Genomic DNA, 18,280 nt, shown 5'->3' on the forward strand with positions numbered 1-18,280 from the left:
CCCGGTTCACAGGGCGCGCAGGGCGCGGTCGAGGACGCGGACGCCGAAGTGCAGGGCGTCGACGGGGACCCGCTCGTCCACGCCGTGGAAGAGGGCCCAGTAGTCGAAGCCGGGCGGCAGCTTCAGCGGGGAGAACCCGTAGCCGGTGATGCCGAGCCGGGAGAACTGCTTGGCGTCGGTGCCGCCCGCCATGCAGAAGGGCACCACGTGCCCGTCCGGGTCGAACCGCTCGACGGACTCGCGCAGGACCGCGAACGTCCGCCCGTCCACGGGTGCCTGGAGGGCGACCTCCCGGTGGTGGAACTCCCAGCGCACGTCGGGTCCGGTGAGTTCGTTCAGGGTGGCGATGAACTCGGCCTCGCCGCCGGGCACCATCCGGCCGTCCACGTAGGCGGTGGCCTCGCCGGGGATCACGTTGAGCTTGTAACCGGCGCTGAGCATCGTCGGGTTGGCGCTGTTGCGGACGGTCGCGTCGACGAGGAGTGCGGCCGGGCCGAGCTTGCCGAGGACCTCGTCGAGGTCGAAGCCGGGGCGGCGCGGGTCGACCGACAGGCCCTGGAGGGCGGCGAGTTCGGTGATGCAGGCGGTGACGGTGTCGGTGAGCCGGACCGGCCACTCGTACTCGCCGATCCGCGCGACGGCGGCCGCGAGCCGGCTCACGGCATTGGCCCGGTTGGGCTTGGAGCCGTGCCCGGCGGTACCGGTGGCGGTCAACTTCAGCCAGGCCGTGCCCCGTTCGCCCGCGGCGATGGGATAGAGCGCCTGACCCGGGTTCGGGTGCACGGTGAAGGCGCCGGATTCGCTGATGCCCTCCGTACAGCCCTCGAAGAGGTGCGGGTGCTCGTCGGCGAGGAAGCCCGAGCCGTCGACGGCGCTGTCCTCCTCGTCGGCGGTGTAGGCGATCACGATGTCCCGGCGCGGCTTCACGCCCGCCCGCGCCCAGGCCCGTACGACCGCGAGCACCATCGCGTCCATGTTCTTCATGTCGACGGCGCCGCGCCCCCACACCACTCCGTCCCGGACCTCGCCGGAGAAGGGGTCCACGCTCCAGTCGGCGGCCTCGGCCGGGACCACGTCGAGGTGGCCGTGGACCAGGAGGGCCTCGGCGGAGGGGTCGGAGCCCTCGATCCGCGCGACGACGTTGGTCCGGCCGGCGGTGCGCTCCAGCAGGACGGGCTCCAGCCCGGCGTCGGCGAGCCGCTCGGCGACGTACTCGGCGGCGGGACGCTCGCGGCAGTCCCCGCCGCCCCGGTTGGTGGTGTCGATGCGGATGAGGCCGGAGGTGAATTCGACGGCCTCGTCGAGGGCCACCCGGTCGACGGAGGTGTCCTCGCTGTTGATTGCGTGCATGTCAGCCATACTGCTCCTCCACCGCCGCCGAGACGACCGTCGTGACCGCCTTGAAGGTCCGGATCCCCTCGTACATCGTCCCGCTGGTGTAGGCGACCCTGCGTTCCCCGGACCGCTCGACGCCCGGGACCACGGTGGCGGCCATGGACAGGTGCTCGGCGTCGAACTCCAGCTCCACGGTGTACGGCCCGCCGGGGGCGGGTTCGCGGCGGCCGGCCAGGGCGGTGGCCTCCTTGGCGGCGGCGCGGATGTCGGCGGCGGTGCGGGCCGGGGTCCGGCAGACGGCGGCGTAGCGCGAGACGTGGTCCTTGACGGCGACGGTCAGCGCGTCGGGGGCGTAGCCGACGGCGTCCCGGCAGGTCAGGTCGTCGCCGGTGACGAGGATGACGGGGACGCCGAACTCGGCGACGACGTGCGCGTTCAGCAGCCCTTCGCTCGCGCGGGTGCCGTTCAGCCAGACGCCGGTGATGGAGTTGGCGAGGTAGGTGTGGGCGAGGACGCCCTCGGAGCCGGCGCCGGTGTGGTAGCCGACGAAGGCGATGCCGTCGATGTCGCCGTGTTGGACGCCCTCGACCATGGAGAGGGACTTGTGGCGGCCGGTGAGCATCTCGGCGCGGGCGTCGAGGCGTTCCAGCAGCAGGTTGCGCATGGTCCAGTGCGCCTCGTTGACGACGACCTGCTCGGCGCCGCCGTCGTAGAAGCCGAGGACGGCGGCGTTCACGTCGGAGGTGAACATGCCCCGGCAGCGCTCCCACTGGGGCGTACCGGGCAGCACGTCGGCGGGCCAGGTGACGCCGGTGGCGCCTTCCATGTCGGCGGAGATGAGGATCTTCATCGGGCCCCCGGGCGGTCGGTAGCGCGGTCGCGCGGGCCGCGGGCGGCACGCGCAGGGCCCAGCCTAGGCCGAACTCTCCGAATCCCGCCCACCCCGCGCCGCACGCCGTCCAGCCTCGCCGGCGTTCGAGGCGCGGGACATTCCCAGCCCCGCCGGCGTTCGAGGCGCGGAGCAATCCCAGCCCCGCCGGCGTTCGAGGCGCGGAGCAATCCCAGCCCCGCCGGCGTTTGAGGCGCGGAGCAATCCCAGCCCCGCCGGCGTTTGAGGCGCCGCTTTCAGCCCGTCCGGGCGTTCGAGGATCGGGGGACTTCCCAGCCTCGCCGGCGTTTGAGGCGCGGGGTCCGGGGCGGAGCCCCGGGGAACGGTGGAAGGGCGGGTAGGGGACCGGCTCCGCGCAGCGGCACCCCGACCCTGGCCCGGCAGCACCGGGGGCCGTCGGGGTCGGGCGCGCGCCGGGGCACCTCCTCGGGCGTCGAACGGGGTGCGGTACCGGTAAGTGGAGCGGGTTTCGTTCGACGCCCTGCGGGGGCGCCCCACCACACACCCGACCCCGACGGCGCGGGGTCACGGGACCCTCGGAAACCACCCGATCCGGTGAGCCCGCACGCAGGGGCTCACCGGGGCCGGGGAACGGGGCGACTCAGGCCTCGACCTCGGCGGCCAGGTTCGCCAGCACCGTGTCGTAGATCCGGCCGAGGCCCTTGGGGGCGAAGGTGCGCTCGAAGAAGCCGCCGATGCCGCCGGCGCCGTTCCACACGGTGGAGACCACGGCCTTGGACTTGCCCTCACCGGCCGGGGTGACCACCCAGGTGGTGACCATGGAGGAGTTGCGGTCCTTCTCGACCAGCTGCCCGTCGGTGGGCTCGGTGACCTCCAGCAGGCAGTCGCGCACGCGCTTGCTGGTGGCCTGGAGCTTCCAGTGCACCAGGGTGCCCTCGCCGTCGCCGCCCTCGCGCACCTCGTACTCGCTGAAGTGCTCGGGCAGCAGCTTCCCGCGGGTCCCGGTGTAGTCCGCCAGCGCGTCGAACACGGTCTCCGCGTCGGCCGCGATGATCCGCTCCGTGGTGGCCTCGACCTGCGCCATAGCTGTTCCTCCAGCAGTTGTGTCCGCTCGTCACCGCGAAGCCAACCACCTCCGGCGCGGGGGCCCAAATCCGGGGCCGGGGAGATCGCGGGAGCCCACGGCCCCGCGACGCGGCCCGCACGATCATGGGAACGTTTGTTCTATTCTCTGCGGCAGCCAGTACCGAGGGAGGCGCACCATGCGCTGGGACAACCTGACCGAGGGCCCGAAGGGGCCGGCCGCACTCTTCGGGGCCGACGCCGTCGTCACCCGCACCTTCGACACCCCCGAGTTCCGTGGGATGACCTTCCACGAGGTGCGGGCCCGTTCGATCGTCAACCGGGTGCCGGGCGCCTCGCGGATGCCGTTCGAATGGACCGTCAATCCGTACAGGGGGTGCGGTCACGCCTGCGTGTACTGCTTCGCCCGCAATACGCACGGCTACCTCGATCTGGACACCGGCATCGGCTTCGACTCCCAGATCGTCGTCAAGACCAACGCCCCCGAGCTGCTGCGCCGCGAGCTGGGCTCCCGCCGCTGGACCGGCGCGCACATCGCCATGGGCACCAACGTGGACTGCTACCAGCGCGCCGAGGGACGCTACCGGCTGATGCCGGGGATCATCGAGGCGCTGCGCGACCGCGCCAATCCCTTCTCGATCCTGACCAAGGGGACGCTGATCCTGCGCGACCTCCCCCTCCTGCGGGAGGCCGCCGAGGTCACCGAGGTCGGGATCTCCGTCTCCGTCGGCTTCACCGACACCGCCCTGTGGCGGACCGTCGAGCCCGGCACCCCCTCCCCCGCCGGCCGGCTGAACGCGGTGCGGACCCTGACCGACGCCGGGATCGAGTGCGGAGTGCTGATGGCCCCCGTGATCCCCTTCCTCGGGGACTCTCCGGAACAGCTGCGGGAGACCGTCCGGGCGGTCGCCGAGTCCGGCGCGGTCTCCGTGACACCCCTGGTACTCCATCTGCGGCCCGGTGCGCGCGAGTGGTTCATGGCCTGGCTCGGGGCGCACCACCCGCACCTGGTTCCCCGCTACGAGCGGATGTACGCGGGCGGGTCGTACGCGCCGACCTGGTACCAGCGGCAGATCACCCGCCAAGTGCACGAACTCGCGGCGGATTTCGGCATCGGGCCGGCCCGGCGCGGTGCGTCCCGCCCCGTCCTCGCACCGGAGCGGCCCGTCGATCCCGTGCCCGCCGGGGCGACCCAGCTGACGCTCCTGTGAACTCGTACGGCCCCTGAACCCTCATCACATCGGGCCAATCAGCACTCCAATTCCCGCCTTCCGGGCCCGGTTTCCGGGACGATTCCGCCCAGAACCCCTGGCTGGGAGGCCCCATGCTCCACCCCTTGAAGAAGCGCGCCGCCGTCCTGATGTCGATCTCCACGGCCGTGGTCGCCGCCGCCCTCGCGAGCCCGGTCACGGCGGCGCCCGCCGCGCCCGCGGCGGACGCGCCCGCGCAGGCCACCGCGCTGACCTGGACCGGCTGCGCGACCTCGCGCTACCCGACGCTGCAGTGCGCCTCCCTCAAGGTCCCGCTCGACCACGACCGGCCCGAGGGGCGGCAGATCTCCCTCGCCCTGACCCGCGTCCCGCACACCGCCGCCACCTCCCAGGGGCCCCTGCTGGTCAACCCCGGCGGCCCCGGCGGCAGCGGCCGCGGCCTGGCCGGGTTCGTCGCCTCCGCCCTGCCCAAGGAGGTGGCCGCCCAGTACGACGTGATCGGCTTCGACCCCCGGGGCGTCGGCAAGAGCGAACCGACGCTGGACTGCGGGGCCGGGCACTTCGCCGCGGTCCGCCCGGACTCGGTGCCCCGCGACGCGGCGACCGAGCGCGCCAACCTGGACCGGGTGCGCACCTTCGCCGAGTCCTGCCGGACCAAGCACGCGGACGTGCTCCCGTACATCGGCACGGTCTCGGCCGCCCGCGACATCGAGGTGCTGCGCGGGGCGCTCGGCGCCGAGCGGATCAGCTACTTCGGCTACTCCTACGGCACCTACCTGGGCGCCGTGTACGCCAAGCTGCACCCCACCCGCGTGCACCGACTGGTCCTGGACTCCGTCGTCGACCCGGGCGGGGTCTGGTACGAGGACAACCTCGCCCAGGACCAGGCCTTCGACGCCCGCCACAAGGCCTTCCTGGCCTGGGTCGCCAAGTACGACGCCACCTACCGGCTCGGCACCGACCGCGCGGTGGTCGAGCGGCGCTGGTACGAGATGCGGGACGCGCTGCGCAAGGCCCCGGCGGGCGGCAAGGTGGGCCCCTCCGAGCTGGAGGACACCTTCATGCCGGGCGGCTACTACAACGGCTACTGGCCGAACCTGGCCGCGGCCTTCAAGGCGTACGCGGTGGACAAGGACCCGAAGCCGCTGGTGGCGGCTTACGAGCGGTTCGGCGCGGTGGAGCCCTCCGCGGGCAACGCGTACAGCGTGTACACGGCGGTGCAGTGCCGGGACTCGGCGTGGCCGAAGGACTGGAACGTGTGGCGCTCCGACATGTGGCGCACCCACGCCAAGGCGCCGTTCATGACCTGGAACAACGCCTGGTACAACGCCCCGTGCGCCTTCTGGCCGGAGGCGCCGCTCGAAGCCCCGGACGTGACGAACGCGGAGCTCCCGCCGGCCCTCCTCCTCCAGGCGACGGAGGACGCCGCGACCCCCTTCGGCGGGGTGCTGAGCATGCGGGACAAGCTGAAGGGCTCGGCCTTGGTGGTCGAGGAGGGCGGCGGCAACCACGGCATCTCGCTGGCCGGCAACAAGTGCCTGGACGAGAAGGTGTCGGCCTACCTGAAGTCGGGCGCGGCCACGGACGCCACCTGCCCGGCCCAACCCGCCCCGACCCCGGCCGCGGCGACCCGCGCCGTCCCCTCGTCGGCGGGCGGCGCGGCCCTCCACGGCCTGCTGGGCTACCGCGGCTAGGGGGCTAGGCAGTCCCCTCGGTCGGGCCGTCGTCGTGCCCTGCGTGCCGGGCGCGCAGGGCACACGTCAGCCGGGTGATGCCGTAGCCGAGGAGCCAGGGCAGCAGCGTGATGGCGCCGACGTACACCCAGAGGACGGCGAGGAAGTCGTCCAGCCACCCGTACCGGCTCACGCGCTCCCAGGGCAGCAGCACGTTCGCCATCATCACCCCCACCGGCAGGGCCGGCAGGAGCCAGGACCACAGGCGCGGCCAGAAGCCGGGGCGGTCCGCGCACCACCACCCCGTGAGGCCCATCAAGAAGGGGCCGAACGGAACCCAGAGCAGCGCCGGTATGAACAGCACCACCCACCAGTCGTCCGAATACCCGAACATCATCGGCGCCCCCTGAAGTCGTTCCGTCGCGGGGCCTCCTCCCCGCCGGAACGCCGTTTGAACCTGTTCAGTCCGGCGGACTTGAACTCGTTCAGTCGGGCAGTACCGCGAACGCCTCGATCTCCAGGAGCAGTTCGGGCCGGAACAGGGCGGCGACCTGGACGGCGGAGGAGGCCGGAAGCCGGTCCGCGGGGATGACGGCGTCGCGCGCCTCCCGGACGGCCGGGAGGTGGGCGACGTCGGTGACGAAGTAGGTCAGCTTCACCACGTCGTCGAAGCCGGCCCCCGCCGCGGCCAGGCAACGGCGCAGGTTCTCGAACACCTGGCGGGCCTGCGCGGCCGGGTCGCCCTCGCCGACGACCTCGCCCTTCTCGTCGAAGGCGCACTGACCGGAGACGGCGACGAACCGTCCGGTGCCCCAGACGACGTGGTTGTAGCCCGTTCCGGGGCTGACGCCCTCCGGGGCGGATATGCGGGTGAGGTGACTGCCACCGTGTTCGCTCATGCGGTGATCATGTCAGCCGAGTTCGCGCAGCGCCTTCGTCGCCGCCAGGGCGAGGCGGGGGTGGGACTGGGCGCGGGTGAGGAGTTCCCGGGCGTCGGGGTCGGCCAGGGCCCCCAGTCCCTCCACGCAGGCGAGGGCCACCCGCCAGTACGGGTCGTTCGGGGACAGCAGCCGACCCAGGGTCGCCCTCAGGGCGGGGGCGGACTCCGGGGCCCGCAGGGCGGTGAGGAGCCGTACGGGCTGGAGGGCGTAGGCCGTGCGCAGGTCGTTGGTGGCGAGGGCGGCGGCCGCGCGGGCGGTGCGCGGGTCGCCGAGCACGGCCAGCGCCTCGGCCGCGGCGGCGCAGCGGGGCGGGTCGCGGTGGTTGAGCAGGAGGACGAGGGACTCGAAGGCGCGGCGGTCCCCGGCGAGACCGAGGCGGTACGCGGCCAATTCCCGGGCCCAGAGGGGCAGTCCGGCCGAGGTCAGGGAGGCGGCCAGGTCGTCGGCGCCGGCCGTGCGCAGCACCTCGTACTCGGGCGATTGCCCGGACTCCGCCCGCAGGCGCTCCAGTACGTCGTTCACCCGGCCACCCTAGGGGTCCGCGGCGCCCGCCACCCGGGGTTCCCGGAGACCTCCCTCGGGGCCCGTCTGATCGATGATCGATGATCGGTACATTTGGGCGGTACAGGTCACATCTCCGCGCTCTGGCGCAGCAGTTACCCCCGGGTTACTGTCCTTGCATACGCACGAAGGCGGCCTGGTGACGCAGCCGCCCCGTGTCAGTCGGTCCGTTACGCCCGCACGGCGCGACCCCGGGACAGGGTCCGTGCCGCTCTCCTCCGGGACCTCCCGCGCGTGCCGCGCCGGGATTCCCCCGGATCGCACCGGGACGCCCCGAACACCACCGGGAGCCCTCCCGGACCCTCACCGGGACCTCCCGGCCCTCACCGGAGCCCCGGACCCGACCGACCCTCACCGCACCCCATCGCCTCCCCCTGCCCGCATCCGCAGGGAAACGGCATCCGCGCGCGCCGTGCGCCGCGCGCGTCCCTCAGTCGTCACCCTCATCCACTGGAGTCCCTCGATGGACCGTCCGTCCAGTCAGCCCGCCCTCCAGACCATCGCCGTCGTCGGCCTCGGCACGATGGGCACCGGCATCGCCGAGGTCCTCGTCCGCGCCGGCCGCGAGGTCATCGGCATCGACATCAGCGAGACCGCCGCCCGCCGCGCCGCGGAGTCCCTCGCCGCGTCCACCGCGCGCTCCGTCACGAAGGAGCGGCTCACCGAGCAGGAGCGCTCGGACGTGCTGGCCCGCTTCCGCACCTACTCCGACCTGGGCGCCGCCGCCGACGCCGATCTCGTCATCGAGGTGGTCCCGGAGAACTACGAGCTCAAGCAGCAGGTGTTCCGCGAGCTCGACGCGGTCGTCCGGCCCGACACCATCCTGGCCACCGGCACGAACGCCCTGTCGGTGACCCGCATGGCCGCCGAGTCGCAGCGCCCGGAGCGCGTGCTCGGCATGCACTTCTTCAACCCGGCGCCGGCGATGAAGCTGGTCGAGGTCGTCTCCTGCGTGCTGACCGCCCCGCCGGCCGTCGAGGCGGTCACCGAGCTGGCCCGCGAGCTCGGCAAGGAGCCCGTCGCCGTCGGCGACCGGCCCGGTTTCGTCGCCGACGGCCTGCTCTTCGGCTACCTCAACCAGGCCGCCGCCATGTACGAGGCGAAGTACGCCTCCCGCGAGGACATCGACGCGGCGATGCGGCTCGGCTGCGGCCTGCCCATGGGCCCGCTCGCGCTGCTCGACCTGATCGGCGTGGACACCGCCCGTACGGTCCTGGACGCCATGTACGCCTCCTCCGGCGACCGGCTGCACGCCCCGGCCCCGATCCTGGGTCAGCTCGCCGAGGCGGGCCTGACCGGGCAGAAGGCCGGGCGCGGCTTCTACACGTACGAGGCCCCCGGCAGCTCCGCGGTGGTCCCGGACGCGCAGACCCCGGCCGACGGGGCGCGCCTGGGCGAGGGCCGTCCGGTCACCTCGGTCGGCGTGGCCGGCTCCGGCACCATGGCGAGCGGCATCGCGCAGGTCTTCGCGCAGGCCGGTTTCCAGGTCGTGCTGGCGGCCCGCAGCCAGGAGAAGGCGGACGCGGCGAAGGCCGCCATCGGCAAGTCCCTGGGCCGTGCGGTGGCCAAGGGGCGGCTGACGGAGGAGGGCGCCGCCCGGACCCTGGAGCTGATCACCCCGGCCGGTTCGCTGGACGCCTTCGCCGAGGTGGACCTGGCCGTGGAGGCGGTCGCCGAGGACCTGGCGGTCAAGCAGGAGCTGTTCGCGGCCCTGGACAAGGTCTGCAAGCCGGGTGCGGTGCTGGCCACCACCACCTCCTCGCTGCCGGTGATCGCGGTCGCCCGCGTGACCTCGCGCCCGCAGGACGTGATCGGCATGCACTTCTTCAACCCGGCGCCGGCGATGAAGCTGGTCGAGGTGGTCCGTACCGTCCTGACGGCGGACGACGTCCACGCCACGGTCCGCGAGATCTGCACGAAGGTCCGCAAGCACCCGGTGGACTGCGGGGACCGGGCCGGTTTCATCGTGAACGCGCTGCTGTTCCCGTACCTCAACAACGCGATCAAGATGGTCGAGCAGCACTACGCGAGCCTCGACCAGATCGACGCGGCGATGAAGCTGGGCGGCGGCTACCCGATGGGGCCCTTCGAGCTCCTCGACGTGGTCGGTCTCGACGTGTCGCTGGCCATCGAGAAGGTCCTCCACAAGGAGTTCCGCGACCCGGGCCTGGCCCCGTCCCCGCTGCTGGAGCACCTGGTGGCGGCGGGATGCCTGGGCCGGAAGACCGGCCGCGGTTTCCGTGAGTACGCCCGCCGGTAACCCCCGGCCGGGCCAAGAGCAGGATGCGTGGGGAGGGCTGCTCGGGTCCGCCGGACCCTCACGGCGGACATACCCTCCCGAGCCCAGTGCGGGCTCTCCCCCGCATCCACCCCTGTCCCACCCCCCTCAGGCGCGCTCACCCGCGCGAATGAAGTACTTTCGCTCTATGTCCCAGCCCGCCAAGTCCTCACCCCGTGCCGCCACGGCATCCGACGCGCCGGAGAGCACGGCCGGCACCAAGGCGGCCGCGCAGCGGCTCAAAATGCGCCGCGAGCTCGCCGCGGCGGCCATGGAGCTGTTCGCGACCAAGGGGTACGAGGCGACGACGGTCGACGAGATCGCCGCGACCGCCGGGGTGGCCCGCCGGACCTTCTTCCGCCACTTCCGCTCCAAGGAAGAGGCGATCTTCCCCGATCACGACGACACCCTGACCCGCGCCGAGGCCGTCCTCGACGTGGCCCCGGCGCACGAGCACCCGCTCGACACGGTGTGCCGCGGGATCAAGGAAGTCATGAAGATGTACGCCGCCTCGCCGGCGGTGTCGGTGGAGCGCTACCGGCTGACCCGTGAGGTGCCGGCGCTGCGGGAGCGGGAGATCGCCTCGGTGGCCCGGTACGAGCGGCTGTTCACCCGCTATCTGCTGGCCCACTTCGACGAGACCGACCACCACGACGGCAACGACGATCCTCTGCTGGCCGAGGTGGCCGCCTCCGCGGTGGTGACCGCCCACAACCACGTGCTGCGGCGCTGGCTGCGGGCGGGCGGGCAGGGCGACGTGGAGGCGGAACTGGACCACGCCTTCTCGATCGTACGCAGGACCTTCGGCACCGGCATCGGCGCCGGCCGCACCCTGGCCACCACGCCGCCCGCCCCGGCGGAGGTGCGGACCCAGGGCGAGGTCCTGGTGGCGGTGGCCCGTACCGACGCCCCGCTCGACGAGGTCATGCGGACCATCGAAGAGGCCCTGCGCAACACGTAGTCGAAAAGCAACTCGCGCGAGCTGTGTCACACAGGCCGCCCCCGGTCACGGGGGCGGCCTTTTGCTTTGTCCGACTTGCCCCTACTCACGGGTAACTCTGATCGATCATCGCTCATCGGTGCAGGTCAATCGGCAAATGAGAGAAAGTTTTGGCACGCGGTGCCTTGCTGAGTGACACGGGGTGCCATACGTTGAATCTCGTCCGGACGTCCCCGCGGTCCACGCCCACTCGGCACGAACCGCGCCCCGGATGCCTGCGTCACCAGGCCACCGCACGCCCCACCACGGGCGTCGCCGCACCACCGCACCAGCCGGACCGACGGCACACCCACTCGCTTTACGCACCCCCCGCTCACCTCAGCGCACCCTCATCAGCGCTAGCCGGAGGCTCTACCGTGAAGGACATCCTGGACGCGATTCAGTCGCAGTCCGCCACCGCCGCAGACTTCGCAGCCCTGCCGCTGCCCGACTCGTACCGCGCGATCACCGTGCACAAGGACGAGGTCGAGATGTTCTCGGGGCTGACGACACGCGAGAAGGACCCGCGCAAGTCCCTCCACCTGGACCAGGTCCCGGTGCCGGAGCTCGGCCCGGGCGAGGCCCTGGTGGCCGTCATGGCCTCGTCGGTCAACTACAACTCGGTGTGGACCTCGATCTTCGAGCCGGTGTCCACCTTCAGCTTCCTCGAGCGCTACGGGCGCCTGTCGGAGCTCACCAAGCGCCACGACCTCCCGTACCACGTCATCGGCTCCGACCTCGCGGGCGTCGTCCTGCGCACCGGCCCCGGCGTCAACGCCTGGAACCCGGGCGACGAGGTCGTCGCGCACTGCCTCTCGGTCGAGCTGGAGTCCTCGGACGGCCACAACGACACGATGCTCGACCCCGAGCAGCGCATCTGGGGCTTCGAGACCAACTTCGGCGGCCTGGCGGAGATCGCGCTGGTCAAGTCGAACCAGCTGATGCCGAAGCCGGCCCACCTCAGCTGGGAGGAGGCCGCCTCGCCCGGCCTGGTCAACTCCACCGCCTACCGCCAGCTGGTCTCCAACAACGGCGCCGGCATGAAGCAGGGCGACAACGTCCTGATCTGGGGTGCCAGCGGCGGCCTCGGCTCCTACGCCACCCAGTTCGCACTGGCCGGCGGCGCCAACCCGATCTGTGTCGTCTCCTCCCCGGAGAAGGCCGACATCTGCCGGTCCATGGGCGCCACGGCGGTCATCGACCGCAACGCCGAGGGCTACAAGTTCTGGAAGGACGAGAACACCCAGGACCCGCGCGAGTGGAAGCGCTTCGGATCGAAGATCCGTGAGCTGACCGGCGGCGAGGACATCGACATCGTCTTCGAGCACCCGGGCCGCGAGACCTTCGGCGCCTCGGTCTACGTCACCCGCAAGGGCGGCACCATCACCACCTGCGCCTCGACCTCGGGCTACATGCACCAGTACGACAACCGCTACCTGTGGATGTCGCTCAAGCGCATCGTCGGCTCGCACTTCGCGAACTACCGCGAGGCGTGGGAGGCCAACCGCCTGATCGCCAAGGGCAAGATCCACCCGACCCTGTCGAAGGTCTACTCCCTGGAGGAGACCGGCCAGGCCGCCTACGACGTCCACCGCAACCTCCACCAGGGCAAGGTCGGCGTCCTCGCGCTCGCCCCCGAGGAGGGCCTCGGCGTCCGCGACCACGAGATGCGCGCCCAGCACCTCGACGCGATCAACCGCTTCCGCAACATCTGAGTCCGAGCCACTCAAAGGCCATAAGGATCGCCTGAGATGACAGAGCGCCAGAAGGACCGTCCGTGGCTCATGCGGACGTACGCCGGCCACTCCACGGCCGAGGCGTCCAACGAGCTGTACCGCCGCAACCTCGCCAAGGGCCAGACCGGCCTGTCGGTCGCGTTCGACCTCCCGACGCAGACCGGCTACGACCCCGACCACGTCCTCGCCCGCGGCGAGGTCGGCCGGGTCGGGGTCCCGGTCTCCCACCTCGGCGACATGCGGCGGCTGTTCCAGGACATACCCCTGGAGCAGATGAACACCTCGATGACGATCAACGCCACCGCCATGTGGCTGCTGGCGCTCTACCAGGTGGCCGCCGAGGAGCAGGGTGCGGACATCTCGCAGCTCCAGGGCACCACGCAGAACGACATCGTCAAGGAGTACCTCTCGCGCGGGACGCACGTCTTCCCGCCCGGGCCCTCGCTCCGCCTGACGACGGACATGATCGCGTACACGGTCAACCACATCCCGAAGTGGAACCCGATCAACATCTGCAGCTACCACCTGCAGGAGGCCGGGGCCACGCCGGTCCAGGAGATCTCGTACGCGATGTCCACCGCCATCGCCGTCCTGGACTCGGTGCGCGACTCGGGCCAGGTGCCCGAGGAGCGCTTCGGCGAGGTCGTCGCCCGCATCTCCTTCTTCGTGAACGCGGGCGTCCGCTTCATCGAGGAGATGTGCAAGATGCGCGCCTTCGGCCGCATCTGGGACCAGGTCACCAAGGAGCGCTACGGCATCGAGAACGCGAAGCAGCGCCGCTTCCGTTACGGCGTCCAGGTCAACTCCCTCGGGCTGACCGAGGCGCAGCCGGAGAACAACGTCCAGCGCATCGTGCTGGAGATGCTGGCCGTCACCCTCTCCAAGGACGCCCGCGCCCGCGCCGTGCAGCTGCCCGCCTGGAACGAGGCGCTGGGCCTGCCCCGGCCCTGGGACCAGCAGTGGTCGCTGCGCATCCAGCAGGTCCTGGCGCACGAGAGCGACCTGCTGGAGTACGAGGACATCTTCGCCGGATCCCACGTCATCGAGGCCAAAGTCGACTCCCTGGTCGCCGACTGCCTGGCCGAGATCGACCGGATCCAGGAGATGGGCGGCGCGATGGCCGCCGTCGAGTCCGGGTACCTGAAGTCCCAGCTCGTCTCCTCGCACGCCGAGCGCCGCGCCCGGATCGAGGCCGGCGAGGACAAGATCGTCGGCGTCAACTGCTTCCAGCAGACCGAGGAGAACCCGCTCACCGCCGACCTGGACGGCGCCATCATGACGGTGGACGGGGCGGTGGAGGCGTTCACGGTCGAGCGCATCGGACGCTGGCGCGCCGAGCGCGAGGAGTCCTCGGACCGGCAGGGGAACGGCGACCCGTTCGTCTTCCCCACCACCCGTCAGGCGCTGGAGCGCCTCAAGGAGGCCGCGGCCGGCACCGAGAACCTGATGGAGGCCACCCTGGAGTGCGCCCGCGCCGGTGTCACCACCGGCGAGTGGGCGACGGCGCTGCGCGAGGTCTTCGGCGAGTTCCGCGCCCCGACCGGGGTCTCCTCGGCACCGGTGGCCGTCACCGCCGAACCCGGCACCCCGATGCACGAGGTCCGCGAGAAGGTGTCCCGCACCGCCGACGAGCTCGGCTCGGGCCGGCTGCGACTGCTGGTCGGCAAGCCGGGCCTGGACGGGCACTCCAACGGCGCCGAGCAGATCGCCGTGCGGGCCCGCGACGCGGGCTTCGAGGTGGTCTACCAGGGCATCCGGCTGACACCCGAGGAGATCTCCTCGGCGGCACTGGCCGAGGACGTGCACTGCGTGGGACTGTCCATCCTGTCCGGCTCGCACAGCGCGCTCGTCCCGGATGTCCTCGAACGCCTCCGCCTGGCGGGGGCGGGTGACATCCCCGTCATCGTCGGAGGCATCATTCCGAACGCCGACGCCGTGGCGCTCAAGGCGGCGGGAGTCGCCGCGGTCTTCACGCCGAAGGACTTCGGAATCACGGAGATCATCGGCCGTATCGTCGACGAGATCCGCAAGGCCAACAAGCTCCACCCTCTCGAAATCGTTGCAAGCACGGAGGTCCCCGCATGACCACGCCAGTCCACCCGGTGAACCGTCTTCGCCCGCGTCGCTCCTGCCTCGCGGTGCCCGGCTCGAACCCGCGGTTCCTCGAGAAGGCCCAGGGCCTGCCGGCCGACCAGGTCTTCCTCGACCTGGAGGACGCCTGCGCGCCGCTCGCCAAGGAAGGCGCCCGCCACACCATCGTGGACGCGCTGAACAACGGCGACTGGACGGGCAAGACCCGCGTCGTGCGCGTCAACGACTGGACCACCCACTGGACCTACCGCGACGTCATCACGGTCGTCGAGGGCGCCGGCCAGAACCTCGACTGCATCATGCTGCCGAAGGTGCAGGACGCCCAGCAGGTCGTCGCCCTGGACCTGCTCCTGACCCAGATCGAGAAGACCATGGGCTTCGAGGTCGGCAAGATCGGCATCGAGGCCCAGATCGAGAACGCCAAGGGCCTGGTGAACGTCGACGAGATCGCCGCCGCCTCGCCGCGCCTGGAGACCATCATCTTCGGCCCGGCCGACTTCATGGCCTCGATCAACATGAAGTCCCTGGTCGTGGGCATGCAGCCGCCCGGCTACGGCGCGGACGCCTACCACTACATCCTGATGCGGATCCTGATGGCGGCCCGCACGCACAACCTCCAGGCGATCGACGGCCCCTTCCTCCAGATCCGCGACGTGGACGCCTACCGCGAGGTGGCCGGCCGGGCCGCCGCCCTGGGCTTCGACGGCAAGTGGGTGCTGCACCCGGGCCAGGTCGACGCGGCCAACGAGGTCTTCTCCCCCTCCCAGGAGGACTACGACCACGCCGAGCTGATCCTCGACGCGTACGACTGGTGCACCTCGGAGGCCGGCGGCAAGAAGGGCTCCGCGATGCTCGGCGACGAGATGATCGACGAGGCCAGCCGCAAGATGGCCCTGGTCATCGCGGGCAAGGGCCGCGCCGCCGGCATGCAGCGCACGTCCAAGTTCGAGATCCCGGAGGCCTGAGCCATGCAGTTCGGACGCACCTACGAAGAGTTCGAGGTCGGCGCGGTCTACAAGCACTGGCCCGGGAAGACGGTCACCGAGTACGACGACCACCTCTTCTGTCTGCTGACCATGAACCACCACCCGCTCCACATGGACAGCAATTACGCGGAGAACACGACCGACTTCGGCAAGAACGTCGTCGTGGGCAACTACATCTACTCGCTGCTGCTCGGCATGTCCGTGCCGGACGTCTCCGGGAAGGCCATCGCCAACCTGGAGATCGAGTCCCTGCGGCACGTGGCGCCGACCTTCCACGGCGACACGATCTACGGCGAGACCACGGTCCTCGACAAGACCCCGTCGAAGTCGAAGAACGACCGCGGCATCGTCTACGTGGAGACCAAGGGCTACAAGCAGGACGGCACCCTCGTCTGCGTCTTCCGGCGCAAGGTGATGGTCCCGACCGAGACGTACATCAAGGAGCGCGGCGGCGAGCAGCCCGGCCGCCCGCAGCTGAAGGAACAGGGGAAGTAGCCATGGCCCGACTCGCCCAGACCGCCGGGCTGACCGACGTCCAGCGGGAGATCCTCAAGACCGTCCGCGAGTTCGTCGACAAGGAGATCATCCCGGTCGCGACCGAGCTGGAGCACCGCGACGAGTACCCGCAGGACATCGTCGACGGGCTCAAGGAGCTCGGCCTCTTCGGCCTCATGATCCCCGAGGAGTACGGCGGCCTCGGCGAGTCGCTCCTCACCTACGCGCTGTGCGTGGAGGAGATAGCGCGCGGCTGGATGTCCGTCTCGGGCATCATCAACACGCACTTCATCGTGGCGTACATGCTCAAGCAGCACGGCACGCAGGAGCAGAAGGACCACTTCCTCCCGCGCATGGCGCTGGGCGAGGTGCGCGGCGCGTTCTCTATGTCCGAGCCGGCCCTGGGCTCCGATGTGTCGGCCATCACCTCGAAGGCGGTGAAGGACGGCGACGAGTACGTCCTGAACGGCCAGAAGATGTGGCTGACGAACGGCGGCAGCTCCACGCTGGTGGCGGTCCTCGTGCGAAGTGACGAAGGACACCCCGAGGGCACGGCCCCGCACAAGTCGATGACGACCTTCCTCGTCGAGAAGGAGCCCGGCTTCGGTGAGGTCCGTCCGGGCCTGACCATCCCGGGCAAGATCGACAAGATGGGTTACAAGGGCGTCGACACGACCGAACTCATCATGGACGGACTGCGCATTCCGGCCAATCGGGTCCTGGGCGGCCAGACCGGCCGAGGGTTTTACCAAATGATGGACGGGGTCGAGGTCGGCCGCGTCAACGTGGCGGCGCGTGGTTGTGGCGTCGCTCAGCGTGCGTTCGAGCTGGGTGTCTCCTATGCCCAGCAACGTCACACTTTCGGCAAGGCCATCGCCGAACACCAGGCGATCCAGTTCAAGCTGGCCGAGATGGCTACCAAGGTCGAAGCCGCCCATGCGATGATGGTGAATGCAGCACGCAAAAAGGACTCCGGGGAACGAAACGACCTCGAAGCGGGGATGGCGAAGTACCTCGCCTCCGAGTACTGCAAGGAGGTAGTGGAGGACGCCTTCCGCATCCACGGCGGCTACGGGTTCTCGAAGGAGTACGAGATCGAGCGTCTCTACCGGGAGGCCCCGATGCTGCTGATCGGTGAAGGTACTGCCGAGATCCAGAAAATGATCATCGGGCGACGCCTGCTCGAGGAGTACCGACTCCAGGGCTGAAAGTCCCTTTTGCGGCGGATCATCCTGCGATTCGCCGCATAAGGACCACTTCCAGTGGCTGGCTGACGGCCATCGACTCGGCTTCTGGCTTGCCCAGTTGTTGCGCGCAACCGATAGCATTCCAGTAAAGCCGCCGTCCCGTCCCCCTGTTTGCGGCGCGGCAATCACCCGCTACGAAGGTCATCCATGCCCCACAGCCAAACCTCTGCACCTCGCGACAGCCTCCTTGGCGTACGCCTCGCGCGCGGAGCATCGCCGTGGCTTCTGCCGACCGTCGCCACCGCGGCACTCAGCCTCTCCCGGGCCCGCAAGTCCGGACGCTGGGCCGCGGCGGCCGTGCCCGCCACCGCGCTCGCCGCGGGCATGCTGTGGTTCTTCCGCGACCCCGAGCGTGAGATCGCCCAGGGCCGGGTCATCTCCCCCGCCGACGGTGTGGTGCAGAGCATCATGCCGTGGAAGGACGGACGCACCCGGGTCGCGATCTTCATGAGCCCGCTGAACGTCCACGTCAACCGCGCGCCCCTCGCGGGCACGGTGACGTCCGTGGAGCACATCCCGGGCGGATTCGTCCCGGCGTTCAACAAGGAGAGCGAGAACAACGAGCGCGTCGTCTGGCACTTCGACACCGAGCTCGGTGACATCGAGATGGTGCAGATCGCCGGCGCCGTCGCGCGACGCATCGTCCCGTACCTGCCGGCCGGTACCAAGGTGGAGCAGGGCGAACGCATCGGTCTGATCCGCTTCGGCTCCCGCGTCGACATCTACCTTCCCGAGGGTGTCGAGGTCGCGGTCGAGGTCGGTCAGGCCACCACCGCGGGGGTGACCCGAATTGACCGTGACTGACCCTGAGACT

Annotated in this window: 16 protein-coding genes; 10 read left to right on the plus strand and 6 right to left on the minus strand. The window is 70.7% G+C overall.

The genetic code is table 11. The annotated features are described in order from the left end of the window. Positions 1-6 precede the first annotated feature (6 nt). The 3 genes from ACFYYJ_RS11125 to ACFYYJ_RS11135 form a co-directional block, all read right to left on the minus strand. On the minus strand, positions 7-1,350 hold the full coding sequence (locus tag ACFYYJ_RS11125) for a M20/M25/M40 family metallo-hydrolase (RefSeq protein ID WP_385365979.1): 1,344 nt from the start codon (positions 1,348-1,350) through the stop codon (positions 7-9). A gap of 1 nt (position 1,351) precedes the next feature. Then, positions 1,352-2,185, minus strand: a complete 834-nt coding sequence (locus tag ACFYYJ_RS11130; RefSeq protein WP_385129014.1) for a M55 family metallopeptidase — start codon at positions 2,183-2,185, stop codon at positions 1,352-1,354. Between the two features lie 640 nt (positions 2,186-2,825). Then, positions 2,826-3,269 carry an SRPBCC family protein gene (locus ACFYYJ_RS11135; RefSeq protein WP_385129015.1) on the minus strand — a complete coding sequence of 148 codons (444 nt, stop codon included), beginning with the start codon at positions 3,267-3,269 and terminating at the stop codon, positions 2,826-2,828. Positions 3,270-3,447: 178 nt separating this feature from the next. On the opposite strand from ACFYYJ_RS11135, the gene ACFYYJ_RS11140 reads away from it, so the two are divergent. Both ACFYYJ_RS11140 and ACFYYJ_RS11145 read left to right on the plus strand, forming a co-directional pair. Beyond that, entirely contained in the window at positions 3,448-4,479 is a 1,032-nt protein-coding gene (locus ACFYYJ_RS11140; protein WP_389131004.1) for an Rv2578c family radical SAM protein, read from the plus strand. Between the two features lie 113 nt (positions 4,480-4,592). After that, the gene (locus ACFYYJ_RS11145) at positions 4,593-6,173 is read left to right on the plus strand and encodes an alpha/beta hydrolase (RefSeq protein WP_385363786.1); all 1,581 of its coding nucleotides are present in this window, start codon (positions 4,593-4,595) and stop codon (positions 6,171-6,173) included. A 4-nt stretch (positions 6,174-6,177) separates the two neighbouring features. On the opposite strand, the gene ACFYYJ_RS11150 is transcribed toward ACFYYJ_RS11145, so the two are convergent. The 3 genes from ACFYYJ_RS11150 to ACFYYJ_RS11160 form a co-directional block, all read right to left on the minus strand. After that, entirely contained in the window at positions 6,178-6,549 is a 372-nt protein-coding gene (locus tag ACFYYJ_RS11150) for a hypothetical protein (protein WP_389131007.1), read from the minus strand. 88 nt (positions 6,550-6,637) lie between these two features. Continuing rightward, a complete protein-coding gene (locus ACFYYJ_RS11155) occupies positions 6,638-7,051 on the minus strand; it encodes a RidA family protein (RefSeq protein WP_385129019.1) in 414 nt (137 codons plus the stop codon). Positions 7,052-7,063: 12 nt separating this feature from the next. Continuing rightward, positions 7,064-7,615, minus strand: a complete 552-nt coding sequence (locus ACFYYJ_RS11160) for an adenylosuccinate lyase (RefSeq protein ID WP_384751960.1) — start codon at positions 7,613-7,615, stop codon at positions 7,064-7,066. A 502-nt stretch (positions 7,616-8,117) separates the two neighbouring features. Here ACFYYJ_RS11160 and ACFYYJ_RS11165 point away from each other — a divergent pair. The 8 genes from ACFYYJ_RS11165 (at position 8,118) to ACFYYJ_RS11200 (ending at position 18,270) form a co-directional block, all read left to right on the plus strand. Further along, positions 8,118-9,914, plus strand: coding sequence for a 3-hydroxyacyl-CoA dehydrogenase family protein (locus ACFYYJ_RS11165; RefSeq protein WP_385363784.1), 1,797 nt, complete (start codon positions 8,118-8,120; stop codon positions 9,912-9,914). Positions 9,915-10,080: 166 nt separating this feature from the next. After that, positions 10,081-10,893, plus strand: a complete 813-nt coding sequence (locus ACFYYJ_RS11170; protein WP_385363783.1) for a TetR family transcriptional regulator — start codon at positions 10,081-10,083, stop codon at positions 10,891-10,893. A gap of 395 nt (positions 10,894-11,288) precedes the next feature. Then, on the plus strand, positions 11,289-12,626 hold the full coding sequence (ccrA, locus tag ACFYYJ_RS11175; RefSeq protein ID WP_385363782.1) for a crotonyl-CoA carboxylase/reductase: 1,338 nt from the start codon (positions 11,289-11,291) through the stop codon (positions 12,624-12,626). Positions 12,627-12,662: 36 nt separating this feature from the next. Next, positions 12,663-14,732, plus strand: a complete 2,070-nt coding sequence (locus ACFYYJ_RS11180) for a protein meaA (RefSeq protein ID WP_389131013.1) — start codon at positions 12,663-12,665, stop codon at positions 14,730-14,732. Beyond that, positions 14,729-15,703, plus strand: coding sequence for a CoA ester lyase (locus ACFYYJ_RS11185; protein ID WP_069922631.1), 975 nt, complete (start codon positions 14,729-14,731; stop codon positions 15,701-15,703). The genes ACFYYJ_RS11180 and ACFYYJ_RS11185 overlap by 4 nt, the downstream gene beginning before the upstream one ends. A gap of 3 nt (positions 15,704-15,706) precedes the next feature. Beyond that, positions 15,707-16,219 carry a MaoC family dehydratase gene (locus ACFYYJ_RS11190; protein ID WP_030155134.1) on the plus strand — a complete coding sequence of 171 codons (513 nt, stop codon included), beginning with the start codon at positions 15,707-15,709 and terminating at the stop codon, positions 16,217-16,219. 2 nt (positions 16,220-16,221) lie between these two features. After that, a complete protein-coding gene (locus ACFYYJ_RS11195; RefSeq protein WP_376657407.1) occupies positions 16,222-17,427 on the plus strand; it encodes an acyl-CoA dehydrogenase family protein in 1,206 nt (401 codons plus the stop codon). Positions 17,428-17,613: 186 nt separating this feature from the next. Further along, complete coding sequence (locus ACFYYJ_RS11200) at positions 17,614-18,270, plus strand: phosphatidylserine decarboxylase (protein WP_376657408.1); 657 nt, start codon at positions 17,614-17,616, stop codon at positions 18,268-18,270. Positions 18,271-18,280: the final 10 nt, after the last annotated feature.

The organism is Streptomyces sp. NPDC002467 (assembly GCF_042889825.1).
Classification (GTDB): domain Bacteria; phylum Actinomycetota; class Actinomycetes; order Streptomycetales; family Streptomycetaceae; genus Streptomyces.

What these genes read in the sequence shown, in the direction of transcription:
- ACFYYJ_RS11145 (WP_385363786.1), top strand. Translation starts at nt 4,593, where the DNA reads ATGCTCCACCCCTTGAAGAAGCGCGCCGCCGTCCTGATGTCGATCTCC.
- ACFYYJ_RS11135 (WP_385129015.1), bottom strand. Translation starts at nt 3,269, where the DNA reads ATGGCGCAGGTCGAGGCCACCACGGAGCGGATCATCGCGGCCGACGCG.
- ACFYYJ_RS11195 (WP_376657407.1), top strand. Translation starts at nt 16,222, where the DNA reads ATGGCCCGACTCGCCCAGACCGCCGGGCTGACCGACGTCCAGCGGGAG.
- ACFYYJ_RS11190 (WP_030155134.1), top strand. Translation starts at nt 15,707, where the DNA reads ATGCAGTTCGGACGCACCTACGAAGAGTTCGAGGTCGGCGCGGTCTAC.
- ACFYYJ_RS11140 (WP_389131004.1), top strand. Translation starts at nt 3,448, where the DNA reads ATGCGCTGGGACAACCTGACCGAGGGCCCGAAGGGGCCGGCCGCACTC.
- ACFYYJ_RS11185 (WP_069922631.1), top strand. Translation starts at nt 14,729, where the DNA reads ATGACCACGCCAGTCCACCCGGTGAACCGTCTTCGCCCGCGTCGCTCC.
- ACFYYJ_RS11180 (WP_389131013.1), top strand. Translation starts at nt 12,663, where the DNA reads ATGACAGAGCGCCAGAAGGACCGTCCGTGGCTCATGCGGACGTACGCC.
- ACFYYJ_RS11150 (WP_389131007.1), bottom strand. Translation starts at nt 6,549, where the DNA reads ATGATGTTCGGGTATTCGGACGACTGGTGGGTGGTGCTGTTCATACCG.
- ACFYYJ_RS11130 (WP_385129014.1), bottom strand. Translation starts at nt 2,185, where the DNA reads ATGAAGATCCTCATCTCCGCCGACATGGAAGGCGCCACCGGCGTCACC.
- ACFYYJ_RS11165 (WP_385363784.1), top strand. Translation starts at nt 8,118, where the DNA reads ATGGACCGTCCGTCCAGTCAGCCCGCCCTCCAGACCATCGCCGTCGTC.
- ACFYYJ_RS11155 (WP_385129019.1), bottom strand. Translation starts at nt 7,051, where the DNA reads ATGAGCGAACACGGTGGCAGTCACCTCACCCGCATATCCGCCCCGGAG.
- ACFYYJ_RS11170 (WP_385363783.1), top strand. Translation starts at nt 10,081, where the DNA reads ATGTCCCAGCCCGCCAAGTCCTCACCCCGTGCCGCCACGGCATCCGAC.
- ACFYYJ_RS11125 (WP_385365979.1), bottom strand. Translation starts at nt 1,350, where the DNA reads ATGCACGCAATCAACAGCGAGGACACCTCCGTCGACCGGGTGGCCCTC.
- ACFYYJ_RS11200 (WP_376657408.1), top strand. Translation starts at nt 17,614, where the DNA reads ATGCCCCACAGCCAAACCTCTGCACCTCGCGACAGCCTCCTTGGCGTA.